The sequence below is a fragment of the Bartonella rattimassiliensis 15908 genome (genome assembly GCF_000278215.1).
In the GTDB taxonomy this organism is placed as follows: domain Bacteria; phylum Pseudomonadota; class Alphaproteobacteria; order Rhizobiales; family Rhizobiaceae; genus Bartonella; species Bartonella rattimassiliensis.
In genome coordinates this window covers 408,650-423,469 of record NZ_JH725065.1, presented here as the reverse complement: position 1 = coordinate 423,469, position 14,820 = coordinate 408,650, and the positions used below count along the sequence as shown (strand labels likewise).

Below are 14,820 nucleotides of genomic sequence, written 5' to 3'. Positions count from 1 at the left end.
TATTAGTCTGTTTACCTCATCAAAAAACTTAGCACATACAAAAGATAACTTTTGCTTTAGAACTCTCCACTCAATTTTTAATTATAAAAAATAAAACAAGCATATTTAAATAATAGCTGTCAGACATTTAAAAGAACGCACATTTTTAAACGTACTTGTTTATTTCCCTTCAGTGAGTAAAATTTCACGTTTTCCAACATGATTAGCGGCACCCACAATGCCTTTTTCTTCCATCTTCTCAACAAGAGAAGCGGCTTTATTATAACCAATTGAAAGTCGGCGCTGAATATAAGATGTTGAACATTTTTTATCACGCATAACAATTTTTACAGCTTGGTTATAAAGGCCCTCACCATCTTCATCACAATTTTCTTCCTCAGAAACTCCAGCACTTGAATTAGCACAAGCATCCTCTTTATTATCGTTTTCATGATCCGTCACCGTTGCTAGATAATCAGGTTTTCCTTGCATTTTAAGATGTGCAACAATGGATTCAACTTCTTCATCAGAGACAAACGGCCCATGAACACGCACAATACGCCCACCACCTGCCATATGAAGCATATCCCCTTGACCTAAAAGCGTTTCGGCACCTTGTTCACCCAAGATCGTACGACTATCAATTTTTGATGTTACTTGAAAAGAAATGCGAGTAGGAAAGTTCGCTTTAATTGTACCTGTAATAACATCCACAGAAGGACGCTGCGTTGCCATAATAAGATGAATACCAGCCGCACGCGCCATTTGTGCTAAACGCTGAATGGCATTCTCTATTTCTTTCCCTGCCACCATCATGAGATCAGCCATTTCATCAACAATCACAACAATATAAGGAAGCTGTGTGAGATCCATAGCTTCTTCATGATAAAGCATTTCCCCTGTTTCCTTATCAAAACCTGATTGGACAGTACACATGATTGTTTCGCCTTTTTGAGCGGCAAGTGCAACGCGTGCATTAAAACCATCAATATTACGCACACCCAACTTCGCCATTTTGCGATAACGCTCTTCCATTTCACGAACCGCCCATTTTAAAGCTGTGACCGCTTTTTTGGGATCTGTTACAACAGGTGTTAAAAGATGTGGAATGCCATCATAAACTGAGAGCTCTAACATTTTAGGATCAACCATGATCAAACGACACTGCTTTGGTGTCATACGATAAAGAATCGACAAAATCATTGTATTAATTGCAACAGATTTGCCTGATCCTGTTGTACCTGCAACCAATAAATGAGGCATTTTTGCTAATTCTGCAATGACAGGTTCACCATTAATCCCTTTCCCCAAAGCAAGAGCAAGTTTAAATTCACTTTCACGAAAAGAACATGTTTGAATTAATTCCCGTAAATAAACAGTTTCACGAACTGCATTGGGTAACTCAATTCCGATAACATTACGTCCAGGAATGACAGCAACACGTGTAGAAATAGCAGACATAGAACGCGCAATATCATCAGAAAGATTAATAACGCGCGATGACTTTACACCTGCAGCGGGCTCAAATTCATACATTGTTACAACTGGCCCTGGATGAACATGAATAACTTCACCCTTAATGCCAAAGTCTTCCAAAACACTTTCCAAAAGCCCAGCACCACGTTCTAATGTTTCCCGAGAAATCATCGTTCCTTCATGAAAAACAGGCTCCTGTAATAAATTGATCGGAGGAAACTCATAGTCACCACAGTCAATAGACTGAATATTTTGCATAAAAGAAGAATCATGACTGTCTAATGGCGTGCGGCTAAATAGCAACGTTTTAGTTTTAACGTTTGCCTGCATCACAGACAAATCTTTTGAATTCTTTGTGACTGTTTTTGTTACACAATCAACAGGATTATTGGTAAGAGAATTATTGGTATTTTCAATCTCTATACGAGCATCAGCATTGCTTAACACTTTAGTATGCGCCCCTGCATCACTTAACGTATGAGCAGAATCTTCAACAGAACACTTAAAATGACACTTTTTAGTAAGATTACCATTTGTATGCATTAAATCAGAAATTTTCTCAACGCCTCGTATCCTTTCCGCTGGAGATTCTGATGTAATTGAATCATAGAGTTGTGGAAAGCGATATTCAAGAACACGGTAAAGAGCAGTTATGGACTCATCAAAAGCTGTAGGGCCATCAGGTGTCATTTCACTTGTCGTTTCAATTGATGTTGCATCTTTTTTTGAAGTTTGAGGATCCACATGTTCAAATATCAAAGATTCACACTCAAAAAACGCATCATCAGAAAGATGCAAAGCAGAATTCATTTTTTGTAACACATTTTTTACTTGTAATTTATGATTTTGTTTATCCTCCTCAAGTGAAATATTTTCTAACGACAGACGCGTAGCTTGTCCCGACAATTGCTTTAAAACTGTTGAATGACAAACTGACGTTTTATTTTCTATTGATTGAGAATTGATGACTTTTTTTGTCGATAGAATATTTGTCGTTTTCTTATTACAAGGTATAATATCTGTAATTTTTTTTCGATCTTGCTTCGTAAAAATTTTAAATTGTTTTGCAAAAACTGGATCTGTTTCTATACGACGACGCAAAATCTCAACTTCTGGGGTTCGCGTAAAACGAACGTTTTTTCCGAGGGTAAATGCCTTTTTCCATACTTCTGGATAAGGAAATACCTCAGTAAGCTTAGTAGATAAATCTTCTCTTGATGCCTCTTTCGTACCATCATTAGAAAAAGAAGACGTAGAAATAGATTTTGTTTTCGAATTATGCATGGCACCCAACAAATTTATAGCAATGAGAAAAATAACCTTTTTAAAAAGGACTTATAGAAACTACCATATGAAGGTTAATAACCTTTTGCTGATGGTTACTTTATTAATGAAAAAAATAATGCCATCATGCATACCTATAATGTCCCTTCTCCCTAGTTACGATGTAAATTGCCTATTTATGGTATTGTATGCTCGTATCCCATCTGTTTTGAAGAAAATTTTAGAATAAAAAAGCTTCAAGAAAATTATCCATATCTCTCTATCTTCTTTTCTTTCTCATTTCGTAAAAACGGTTAGTCCCAATAATACAAATAGTTACATAAGTATTGCTCTGTTTAACGCTCCATGCTTGATTATCATAATACAATCTAATTTCTCGAGTTTTCATAAGATTATCCTTGTTATCTTCGTTTAAAAATGATTAGACTAAGATAATCATAATTGTATAGCACAAATAAAAAAGGGAGTGAGTTATGTTTAACAAACGGAAATTTTATATCAATGGTATATGGGATAACCCAAGCACTCCTCACGATTTTGACGTCATTAATCCATCAACAGAAGAGGCTTGTGCTGTAATTAGCCTTGGAAGTGCAAAAGATGTAGATAAAGCAGTTAACGCAGCTAAAGAAGCGTTTCAAAAGTGGAAAACAACATCACCAAACGAGCGTCTTGGATTCGTTGAAAAAATTCTAGAAATCTATGAAAAACATTCCAAAGACATGGCAAAAACCATTTCAATGGAAATGGGAGCACCAATTGATATGGCGCTTAATGCGCAAACTGCCACCGGAAGTTCCCATATTCGCGATTTTATCGAAGCTTATAAAGAGTTTTCATTCCAAGAACCATTAATAAAGGGAAATGAGCAAGCAATCCTTCACTACGATCCTATCGGCGTCGTAGGATTAATTACGCCATGGAATTGGCCGATGAATCAGGTAACTCTTAAAGTGATCCCTGCTCTTTTGGCTGGCTGTACCATGGTGTTAAAGCCCTCTGAAATTGCACCTCTTTCTGCTATGCTTTTTGCTGAAATTTTAGATAAAGCAGCACTTCCAGCCGGTGTTTTTAATTTAATCAATGGGGATGGTGCAACTGTCGGTTCTTACCTTTCAGCACATCCAGATCTAGAAATGATCAGCTTTACTGGTTCAACTAAAGCAGGAAAAGATATTTCTAAAAATGCCAGTGCCACTTTAAAAAGAGTCTGTCTCGAACTTGGAGGAAAAGGAGCAAATATTATCTTTGCAGATGCCGACTCAGATGCTATTCAACGTGGTGCACAACATTGCTTTTATAATAGTGGACAAAGTTGTAATGCTCCAACGCGTATGCTTGTGGAACAAACCATCTATGATAAAGCCGTAAAAATAGCCAAAGATATTGCAGAAACAACAAAAGTGGGGCCAAACTGTCAAGAAGGAAATCATATTGGACCCGTTGTTTCAAAGAAACAATATGATAAAATTCAAGATTTTATTCAATCGGGAATTGATGAAGGTGCAACTCTTGTTACAGGTGGAACTGGTTTACCAAAAGGAATGAAACGCGGATATTATATCCGTCCAACTGTCTTTGCTGATGTAAAACCTCATATGCGTATTTTCAAAGAAGAAATCTTTGGTCCAGTTCTCTCAATTCTTTCTTTTAATACAGAAGAAGAAGCTGTCGCTTTAACGAATAACACTGAGTATGGTCTTACAAACTATATTCAATCGCAAGATCGTAACAAATGCCGTCGTATTGCAGCACAAGTACGCTCTGGTATGGTAGAAGTTAACGGGCATGAGTTACCCAATGGAAGCTACTTTGGAGGAGTAAAATTTTCTGGGCGCGCCCGTGAAGGAGGACTTTGGGGAATTAAAGAATTTCTCGATAGTAAAGCAATCTCATACTGGTAAGAGAATCTTATTAAAAACTTAACAGGCAGCATATGGTAATACAGAAAATAACGAATGAAAGTGCTCTTGGGCAACGTCTTGATCAGTGGCTAGCGAAACAATATCGTAATGTGTTATCGCGTTCGCGTCTGCAAATCCTCATTCGTGAAGGCTATCTTAAAATTGACGGTCAATTCATAAAGGAAGCAAAAACAAAATTAAAGCCTAACCAAATAATTGAATTGATAATGCCTGATCTTCGCAATGCAAAACCTAGTGCTGAGGATATTGCATTGGATATTCTTTTTGAAGATGACCATGTCATTGTTATTAACAAACCAGCTGGTCTTGTTGTTCATCCTGGTAATGGCAATTGGACTGGTACATTGGTTAATGCCCTTATTTACCACTGTGGTAATAGTTTATCTGGTATAGGGGGTGTTAAACGTCCTGGTATTGTCCATCGTCTCGATAAAAATACAAGCGGTGTTATGGTTGTTGCAAAAAACGATCTCGCTCATAAAAGTCTCAGTGCTCAATTTTCTGACCATGGACGTACTTGTGCATTAGATCGACGCTATCATGCCTTGATTTGGGGGACACCTCACCGAAATATCTGGACAATTGATGCATCACTTGGTCGTTCCCCCCATAACCGAACAAAGCAAGCTGTCATCCATAACAAAAACTCTTATGCTCGTCATGCTGTTACGCATTTTTCTCTACTTGAAAAATATGGCACTCATACAGACTCAACATCTTTTGCTAGCCTCCTAGAATGTCGTCTAGAAACCGGACGTACCCATCAAATCCGTGTTCATATGGCTCATATCGGGCATCCACTCGTAGGTGATACGGTTTATGGGAACGCTTTTAAAACAAAATCAAACACCCTTAATCCCATCATAAAAAATGCAATAGATCAATTCAACCGACATGCGCTCCATGCTGCAAGTCTTACTTTTGAACATCCTTCTACTGGGAACGTTATATCGTTTTCCGCACCGCTACCTCAAGATATGGCTAGACTTATTAAGTGCTTAAAAAAATGAATTGAAACTTTTCTCCTTCTCAAGATTTCACAATAAAATATCTTTTTTTGAACAAAATTAAAAAATATGCTAAAGTGAAGTTACAAGGATAATTAGCTATCTGAAACATAGAATTTGCCTTATCAGGGAATTCAGATAAAAGGAGGGTGCTATATGGCCCATATGAATTTGTTATCAATAATAACAGGTGATGGCGGTTTAAACCGTTACTTGGAAGAGGTACGTCGCTTTCCAGTGCTTGAGCCGAAAGAAGAGTATATGTTGGCTCAACGTTACCGTGAGCATAATGATCTAAAAGCTGCGCATAGGCTGGTAACCAGTCATTTGCGTCTTGTAGCTAAAATTGCGATGGGATATCGGGGCTACGGACTTCCCATTGGAGAAGTTATTTCAGAAGGCAATATTGGACTCATGCAAGCTGTTAAACGTTTCGAACCAGAACGGGGGTTTCGTCTTGCAACCTATGCAATATGGTGGATCAAAGCGTCCATCCAAGAGTATGTATTGCGATCTTGGAGTTTGGTAAAAATGGGGACAACAGCTAATCAAAAGCGTTTGTTTTTTAACCTTCGTAAGCTAAAAAGTAAACTTCAAGCACTTGATAATGGCGATCTCAATGCAGAACAAGTAAAAGAAATTGCAATCCAGTTAGATGTCACAGAAGATGAAGTTGTATCAATGAATCGTCGGCTTAGTGGTGACACTTCACTCAACGCACCAGTTCAAACAAAAGAAGGGGAAAATAGTGAGTTGCAAGATTGGTTGGTGGATGAATCTAACGATCAAGAACAAATTTTAATTGAAAAAAATGAATTGGAAAATCGTCGTTCCATGCTCATAAATGCTATAGACAATCTTAATGAACGTGAAAGGCGTATCTTCAAAGCGCGTCGTTTAAACGATATACCGCTAACTCTAGAAGAACTCTCTGGTGAATTTAACATCAGTCGAGAACGAGTAAGACAAATTGAAATGCGTGCATTTGAAAAAGTGCAGAACTCTATCAAAGATTTTGCTTTATCTCAAAGTCAAGTATAAAATTCTAGAATTAAGTATAAAGTCAATTGTTTTCACATCCTTAGAGTGGATATGAAGAAAGTGTATATTGGCTTTATACTTGTAAATCAGTCTATCGAATTTTTGATTTATTGACATTGGATTTTATTGAGTGAATTTAGCATAGATAAAAACAAGTGTAGGGAGTTTTACTTAATCTTTTATTTTTTGTATCTACATTTTATTTTTTTGATCAAGAACTGTTAACTTATCTCGTTGTGCAAGCCATTGTCTAATAACTTCATTAAAAATGGCCTCACCTGTTGGTCCTTTTGCAAAGGCTAATTCATTTATACGTCCCTTTTTATCTATTAATACCAAACGCATCCAATCTAATTCTCGTATCAATTGTAAATTTCGATCAAGAAGTGGATGATTACCACTCAGTGCAACAAGAAAAAAATTATCGTTAATCTTTGCAGAAATGGTTCTTGCTAAAGCTTGCCCAATGGATTGTTCACTTGCTTTAAAAGTTAATGCTTGAACATTGCTTATAGCTTTACCGGAAAATTTATCAGAAAGAATAAAAATAAGATCCATAATATATGCAGCAGGAAATGATTGATCGGTATTACGACGTAAAATTAACCGTAATGATAACCCTTCATCAGGAATTGTTATATCACCTTGTATGGCTGTTTCTTCTGGATCTCCCTTTACATGAGACTCCTTTATAAGCGTCCAGCGAACGCTCCCTGTTGCTATCTTTTCTGCAGCATTGTTTGTACGTACTTGATAAAAAACAGCTTCACCTGATTTTTCAGGCGATTGTAAATTGCTGGTAACAACTGTTGAGATACCTTCTTCATCGGAAGAATCGATCGCTTGTTTTAAACCAACATCAATTTCGCTTCCATCCTCTAATAAGCGTTGCGTTAACTTTCTCTTAACCGAAAATGTCTTTGATGCTTTGTGAGAAGCTTGAAAATTTTCTCCTAACAACTGATAATCATTTGATACAAATACACGCTCACCAACAAAAACAATACCAACAGTTAAAATAACAAAACTAACAACAGAAACCGTACTTATCACAATACGCCTTTGCACCAATGATTTATTAGCTCGACGTAAAGCTTGAGAAAAAATCTGTGAAACGATATGAGGATTATCTTCCTGCGAAGGAGAAATCTTTAACATACTGCTATTAACCTGTTGAGAAGATAAATAAGCCTCCATATTAACAGGCTCTGCAGCTGGTATATTTGATACATAAGACTCATCAAATACCTTTTGATCCTTTGAAGATATAACAAAAACCTGATCTTTTTTTATGTTTATCGCTGAAAGTTCATTATTCTCTGGTAATAGAGTTTTTTTTGTATATTTCTTATCTTCATTTATATTTGCGGAATTCCATCCGATAACTGAAGAAAGCAATTTCTTTTCAACTTCTAAATATTCCTCTTCAACAGTTGCAATAGAATGTTGAAGAATCTTTCTTTGTCCATCTACTATTTCTGATGGTATTTTTGCAATTACAAATTGATGTTCTAGGGTTTCGATAGCTCGTTTATAAATCCGTTTACGCACTTGTGGTGTAACATTATTTTGTGCATCAATTGCCTTTTTTAAGATTCCAACGAAATCTACCATTTCCACTATAATCTCTCTTAAACTGAGAAAAACCCCCAGCCGTAAAGCTAAAATAACTTTATTTTAGCTTTCTAAACTGATTGTCATTTATATTGGTACAATTACCATAACAGTGTAAAATGAATATGAAAAATAAACAATGCTCTTTTGCACCTTTCTCTCACGTGCTTTTAAAAACTTTCTTTATAAAAAGATACAGAAACAAATAAAGAACACGTATAGAAATATAAAAACAATAATCAATTTGCAAAGGGATCGGTAATAAGAATAGTATCTTCACGCTCTGGACTTGTGGATAATAAAGCCACTTTTGTATTAATCAGTTCTTCAATATAGCGTATATATTTAACGGCCTGCATTGGTAAATCTTCCCATCTCAATGCATGTGCTGTTTCTTCCTTCCAGCCATCTAATGTTTCATAAATAGGATTGATCCGCGCTTGTGCCCCCATGGAAGAAGGTAAATAATCGATCCTCTTACCATCAAGTTCATAACCAATACAAATTTTTATTTCATCCAAGCCATCCAAAACATCAAGTTTTGTCAATGCTATACCTTGAACACCACAAATTGCTACCATCTGACGCACTAAAACAGCATCAAACCAACCACATCGACGCTTTCGACCTGTTACAACACCAAATTCGTGCCCATGCACTCCCAGAAATTCACCAATATCATTTATCTGTTCTGTAGGAAATGGCCCCTCTCCAACGCGCGTAGTATAAGCTTTTGCGATACCCAAAACATAATGAATTGCACCAGGTCCCATTCCTGAACCTGTACATGCCTGTCCTGCAACTGTATTAGATGACGTTACATAAGGATAGGTTCCAAAGTCATTATCTAATAAAGCACCTTGCGCCCCTTCAAAAAGAATGTGTTTTCCCTCTCGATAGCTTTCATTTAAAAGACGCCACGTACAATCCATAAAAGGCAAAACTTTATCCGCAACTTGCATCAATTCATCGTACAGTGCTTGAGAATCAATCTCTGCAACCCCCATACCATGACGTAAAGCGTTATGATGCCTCAAAAGCCGCTCAATCTTAGCCATAAGCGTATCTTTTTCTGCTAAATCCATCACTTGGATAGCACGACGTCCCACCTTATCTTCGTAAGCCGGCCCAATACCACGCTTTGTTGTACCAATCTTTAAACCAGATAAACCACTTTCTCGAATTGCATCAAGATCACGATGCAAAGAAAGAATCAAGGAAGCATTCTCAGCAATACGCAAAATTTCTGGTGTAATTTTTATACCCTGATCACATAGTTTTTTTAATTCTTCAACAAAATGATGAGGATCAACAACAACACCATTACCAATGATTGATAACTTTCCACGCACTAAACCCGACGGTAAAAGTGATAATTTATAACTCACTCCATCAATAACCAATGTGTGGCCAGCATTATGCCCCCCCTGATATCTCACCACGATATCTGCTCGCTCAGACAACCAATCTACAATTTTACCTTTGCCTTCATCACCCCATTGTGTACCGACAATAACTACATTGGCCATAACTTTCTCCATCGTGTTTGGTCAAAACAACCAGCATTCAAAAACAAATGCTCCTTTATAACGAAACCTTAGAGCAAGTGCGACTCCTCATTTCAGATTTTTCTCAATCTTCAAGTGATTAAATTCTCAAATTTATGATAATAAAGATAAACAAATTCGAACATATTCTAAATACGTCATTTTCGCTACAATAAAGTAAAAAAATTAAAGATTTTAATATGTTCTTTACCTAACATCTGACAAAGCATTCATTTCGCCTCTTAAATTTTTATACTTCATAGTAATATTTAGAAGCTGTTTTCCTGACACAAGGATACGAGAGATCACCATACTCTCTCGTATCCTTTTTCTGTTTAAAAATGCGTTGTTAGAGTTACAAGCAATTATTTAAAGTTTTGCTTTTTCAACTTGAAACGCCCATTCAAGCCACTGTGTTAAAATTTCAAGATCAGAAGCCTCAATTGTTATACCTGCCCAAATTCGAAGCCCTGGAGGAGCATAGCGATACGAACCGATATCATAAGCAACACCTTCCTCACCAAGACGATTCACGACCGCTTTTATAAAAGATACTCGCTTTCCAGTATCTAAAGCAGTAACCACTGGATCCACAATATCTAAACAAATAGATGTGTTAGAACGCACTTCAGGATCTTTTGCCAAATATTCTAACCATGGTGTCTTGCGAATAAAAGCATCAAGTACAGAAAAGTTTTTTTCAACCCGTTCTCTTAATGCCCCTGCACCTCCTAGAGACTTTGCCCACTTCAATCCATCAAGAAAATCTTCAACACATAGCATAGAAGGTGTATTGATTATTTTTCCTTTAAAAATATCCTCATTCAACTTTCTATTTTTCGTCATGCAGAAAAGCTGAGGTATAGGCCAAGCTGGAACATGATTTTCCAACCTTTCAATAGCACGGGGGCTCAAAATTATCATACCATGTGCTGCCTCACCTCCCAAAACTTTCTGCCATGAAAAAGTTACAACATCTAATTTTGAAAAATCGAGATATTGTGCAAAAACTGCAGATGTTGCATCACAAATGGTCAATCCAGCCCTCTTCTCTGGAATAAAATTTGCATTAGGAATACGCACACCAGAAGTTGTCCCATTCCATGTAAAAACGACATCGCGATCAAAGTCAAGTTGTGTTAAATCTGGTATTTCACCATAAGGAGCTTCAAAACGACGCACATCAGAAAGCTTTAGTTGCTCGACGACATCTTTACACCACCCTAATCCAAAACTTTCCCACGCCGCCATATCAATACCACGCTCACCTAATAAAGACCATAGAGCAGCCTCAACAGAACCGGTATCTGAACCAGGCATAATTCCTATACGATAAGCAGAAGGAACTTCAAGAATCTCACGGGTTAAATCAATAATTTCAGCAAGTTTTAATTCTGATTCTCTAGATCTATGCGAACGCCCAACTAATGCATTTTTAAGAGCTTCAACAGTCCAACCAGGACGTTTGCTACAAGGACCTGAAGAAAAATTAGTATTCTTGGGACGACTACTTGGTTTTTGGAACATTATGATTATTTCTCCCCTTTTAGATGACTTGCTTTCTTTATAAAGAAGAACAAATTATTATAAAGACTAATGAATAATCCCTATTAGAAAAAAGTCAAAAATGTTTTTTATCTATTTCATAGGCTAAAAATTCACGGGAACTTTGTAAAAAAGTATTTTCTAATTACGCTTCTATATTGATTCTTTTATTTTTTTCGTATCATCACCATGATAAGATAGCATTCTATTAATAACATACTAACGTATCACAACATACCTATTGAGTTTATTTTATAATAAACATTCATTGCTAATGCTTTAGAATAGAGAGATAAACTTATAAAAAATCAATTATTTTTCTTTTGATGACTGGACAGAGAAAATTTTAATGTTATAACCGCAAATGTTTTATAAAGCATGCCCAGATAGCTCAGTAGGTAGAGCAGCGGACTGAAAATCCGCGTGTCCGTGGTTCGAATCCGCGTCTGGGCACCGTTTTCCTGTGTTTAACATATTGAAATAGATAATTTTTTATTTGATTCGCTGTTTTTCAGACCACCTTTTAGACCACCTCTTGTAGTTTATACAATTTTACTTAATTTGTTGTTATTTGTTCCCTATTTTTCTTTGGAGTAAAGGCTAGAATCTCTTTCTTTCTCCATCTTACTGCTCTTCCTAGCTTATAGGGTTGCGGAAACTCCCCTTGAAGCACCCAATTGCGAATCGTTGTTGTGGATACACTAAAAAGCTGTGCACATTCACGGGTTGTTACATATCTATCGCCATCATCAAATATCATCTCATTATCTTTCTATTTTTATATTACTTATTACTTAAATGGGTGGGGGTGCTGGGAGGAGAGAGCACCCCCATAACTTTAAGCAACTTTTGTCAAGATTTTCTTCATGTCTTGTTCTATCTCTGCTAAAAAGGCTTCGACCGCTTGATTGATCTGTTTAATTTGTTCCTCATCACGCTCCACGCGTTTGATTTTCATGCGCAAGTGATCTGATCTGCCTACAAAATGCGGATTATAGCTAATGAAATGACACCATTTATGTCCAGTACAAGCCATTTGGAATTGCATCTGCGCGTGATATTCAGGCTTAATCTGGTTATCGATAAAGAAGCGTAGATGGGTATTTGCTTGCGGGCATTTAACCTCAACTAAACCGTCATCACCAACAAATCCATCAGGACTTGCACCAGCCATTTCTATTGTGGGATGTGGGATGAAACCACATGGAGTGACCTCTGTATCATAAATGAATGCATATTCTCTCAAGGCATCTTCTTCATGTTCAATGCCCCATTGCATAGCAGGTGTTAGATAAGATTGGCTTACTTCTCCTGTTAAACGCTCTGTAATGAGTTTAATTTTATAGTCTTCATATTTTTTTGTTGGGGTTCCTTTGGCTGTTTTACTCAGGACATTGTAAATATTTGATGCGGTGACTTTTCCCAAGCGGGCTTGAAACCATTCTGCTGTTCTTTGGTCCATTTCACACCACCGTTTGTTGGTCTTGTGATGGTAAAGAGTGTTCCGTTTCTATCTTTTTCTTGTTTTGTTTATTTTTCAAAAGATGTAACACCGTCTGTGCTTGTCTATCAGACATATCGTCAAGCTTTTCAACGTTTGCATAAGCAAGGATTTTTTCCTCTTCTGTTTGGGTTTGTGACATGAGGTTTCTGATTTCAGTGATCTGTTGTGGAAAAGCAGATTTGATAGGTATATTTCCATCTGTGTCATCTTCTTTGCTGGCTACATTAAGGAGCATGCTTAAAAGATATCTGCGTGCATAAGTGATGGTGGAGCCTACCGATTGGATGGTTGATTTGCATCCTTTAACATCATAAGGAAATTTCCCTTCTGTTGATATTTTGTTTCCTGATGGATGTGTCAACGTCATTTCTATAATCATAGTATCATGACCTTGTTCTTTAATACGAGAAAACAAAGCGAAGTGGTATTTTGACAAGGTTTCCTTTACAGCATCAATGTGTTGGTCAAGGGTTGCATATTGGCTATTTGTATGGGCATTCTTAGCGTTTTTTTGAATGTTTTGATATTCCATTTGCATAGCTGAAAGATCAGAAACAAAGTATTGGTAGTTTTGTCTTTCTATTTCTTTTTCTCGCAATGCAATGAGCCGCTCGAGACGATCCATATCGATGTCGTTTTCTAAGGCTCTGGTTAAAATGAGATCCATAGCCGTAGATTTGACTTCACAATCGTTTGTTTTGTTTACTGCTGTTAGGTTCGTGTTTGGTTCACTCATTTTGCTTTCCTCCATTGAAGCGCATTCCCCCGTGGCGTGAAGCACGCTTGTGTTAAAAAGGTTGGTTGTTGTTATGAAAAGCCTGTCTAGAAAGACATTATAATTTGATGAGTCAGTTCGTATTTTTTTTTCATAAGACGCCTCCCCTTAATGCATGCTTTGTTGTTTAAGTTCTTGAGACAACACACCAATGCCTTTTGCTGTAATTTTTGCGCAAGGAATGACTTTTTCTATTCCACTAGCGGTTTGAAGTGTGATGGTTGGACAATCCATCAGTTGCTTTTGGATTTTGTCTTGATACGGTAGCAAATTTCCACCCGCTGCACGTCTGTAAATCCACCCTTTTTGCCGTAAGAATTGAATGAATTGTTTTGGTTGCATCTCGAGTATTTTAGCGGCTTCTGTAAGACCAAAGAGCCCGTTGTGTCGTTGCAAGCTTTCAAGAGCAGCTGCTTTTGGTTTAAGGGTATTCACTTCGCTTTTTAAGGTCTCTAATTGTGTGACGCTTTCTAAAAGTAATTTCTTAACAAAGAGAGGGTCTTCTAAAGCATTTGCAAGATTTAATTGAGGGAATTGTTTTACACGCCGCTCGCATTCAATGAAATATTGACGGGCTTCTTTACCTTTTTCATTACGCTCGATCATGGAAAGTTCTTTTGCCATGTCTAAGGTGAGATGGTATTCCATGCTTGGTCGACCTCTTAAGGATTTCGCTAAAATTTTAGCGAAAATTATATTCTTTAATACGATTTTTAATCCAATCTCTAAAATTGGAATTAACTTCCAAAAATGCATGCAATTCACGAGCGTTGACCGTTTGAACGGTTTCGTGTTTGATTGTATTGTGTTGGATAGCAATAGGCTTTTCCATGACAGACCTCATACTGATGGAGTTGAAAGGGGCGTTTGAAAAAACGCCCTTTAGAATTTTTAAAGCACATCACAAGGACGCAAACGGTGTTGTTGTTCGTAAGAGCCATACATTACATCATCATATTCGCGCTGTTTTATATCATCTAAAAAAAAACCGTATGCAGTGCTGTGTAAAATAAAATCGTGAGGTATGTTTCCGGCAACACATTGATTTATAATGATATTTCACTGTTTTGCATATTGAATGAGAGGACTGAATATAGTAAGATTTTCTTATTCTAAACCCTCT

The 14,820-nt window shown here is 37.0% G+C and carries 10 protein-coding genes, 1 tRNA gene and 1 pseudogene; 4 read left to right on the top strand and 8 right to left on the bottom strand.

Annotation, left to right across the window (positions count from 1 at the left end; genetic code table 11):
• Window positions 1-159: 159 nt before the first annotated feature.
• Window positions 160-2,739: a DNA translocase FtsK gene (locus MCY_RS04675; RefSeq protein WP_007347223.1), complete on the bottom strand. Its 2,580-nt coding sequence runs from the start codon at window positions 2,737-2,739 to the stop codon at window positions 160-162.
• Window positions 2,740-3,212: 473 nt separating this feature from the next.
• Here MCY_RS04675 and MCY_RS04670 point away from each other — a divergent pair, with 473 nt between their 5' ends.
• The 3 genes from MCY_RS04670 (at window position 3,213) to rpoH (ending at window position 6,712) form a co-directional block, all read left to right on the top strand.
• Window positions 3,213-4,643: an aldehyde dehydrogenase family protein gene (locus MCY_RS04670; RefSeq protein ID WP_007347221.1), complete on the top strand. Its 1,431-nt coding sequence runs from the start codon at window positions 3,213-3,215 to the stop codon at window positions 4,641-4,643.
• A 32-nt stretch (window positions 4,644-4,675) separates the two neighbouring features.
• On the top strand, window positions 4,676-5,674 hold the full coding sequence (locus MCY_RS04665; RefSeq protein ID WP_007347220.1) for an RluA family pseudouridine synthase: 999 nt from the start codon (window positions 4,676-4,678) through the stop codon (window positions 5,672-5,674).
• A 153-nt stretch (window positions 5,675-5,827) separates the two neighbouring features.
• Window positions 5,828-6,712, top strand: a complete 885-nt coding sequence (gene rpoH / locus MCY_RS04660; protein ID WP_007347219.1) for an RNA polymerase sigma factor RpoH — start codon at window positions 5,828-5,830, stop codon at window positions 6,710-6,712.
• A 192-nt stretch (window positions 6,713-6,904) separates the two neighbouring features.
• On the opposite strand, the gene MCY_RS04655 is transcribed toward rpoH, so the two are convergent.
• The 3 genes from MCY_RS04655 to MCY_RS04645 all read right to left on the bottom strand — a co-directional run bounded on the left by MCY_RS04655 (window position 6,905) and on the right by MCY_RS04645 (window position 11,400).
• On the bottom strand, window positions 6,905-8,326 hold the full coding sequence (locus MCY_RS04655) for a hypothetical protein (RefSeq protein ID WP_007347218.1): 1,422 nt from the start codon (window positions 8,324-8,326) through the stop codon (window positions 6,905-6,907).
• 239 nt (window positions 8,327-8,565) lie between these two features.
• Window positions 8,566-9,855 (bottom strand): adenylosuccinate synthase, encoded by a 1,290-nt coding sequence (locus tag MCY_RS04650; RefSeq protein ID WP_007347217.1) that lies wholly within the window; start codon window positions 9,853-9,855, stop codon window positions 8,566-8,568.
• A 387-nt stretch (window positions 9,856-10,242) separates the two neighbouring features.
• Window positions 10,243-11,400: a phosphoserine transaminase gene (locus MCY_RS04645; protein ID WP_007347215.1), complete on the bottom strand. Its 1,158-nt coding sequence runs from the start codon at window positions 11,398-11,400 to the stop codon at window positions 10,243-10,245.
• A 398-nt stretch (window positions 11,401-11,798) separates the two neighbouring features.
• Between MCY_RS04645 and MCY_RS04640 the strand changes: the two genes are divergently transcribed.
• Window positions 11,799-11,871 (top strand) — tRNA-Phe (locus MCY_RS04640).
• A gap of 103 nt (window positions 11,872-11,974) precedes the next feature.
• On the opposite strand, the gene MCY_RS04635 is transcribed toward MCY_RS04640, so the two are convergent.
• The 4 genes and pseudogenes from MCY_RS04635 to MCY_RS04620 form a co-directional block, all read right to left on the bottom strand.
• A complete protein-coding gene (locus MCY_RS04635) occupies window positions 11,975-12,178 on the bottom strand; it encodes a helix-turn-helix transcriptional regulator (protein WP_007347214.1) in 204 nt (67 codons plus the stop codon).
• A 78-nt stretch (window positions 12,179-12,256) separates the two neighbouring features.
• Window positions 12,257-12,880, bottom strand: a complete 624-nt coding sequence (locus tag MCY_RS04630) for a lambda exonuclease family protein (protein WP_007347213.1) — start codon at window positions 12,878-12,880, stop codon at window positions 12,257-12,259.
• A gap of 1 nt (window position 12,881) precedes the next feature.
• The gene (locus tag MCY_RS04625; RefSeq protein ID WP_007346780.1) at window positions 12,882-13,658 is read right to left on the bottom strand and encodes an ERF family protein; all 777 of its coding nucleotides are present in this window, start codon (window positions 13,656-13,658) and stop codon (window positions 12,882-12,884) included.
• A 147-nt stretch (window positions 13,659-13,805) separates the two neighbouring features.
• Window positions 13,806-14,529, bottom strand: a pseudogene (locus MCY_RS04620) (phage antirepressor KilAC domain-containing protein).
• Window positions 14,530-14,820 lie beyond the last annotated feature (291 nt).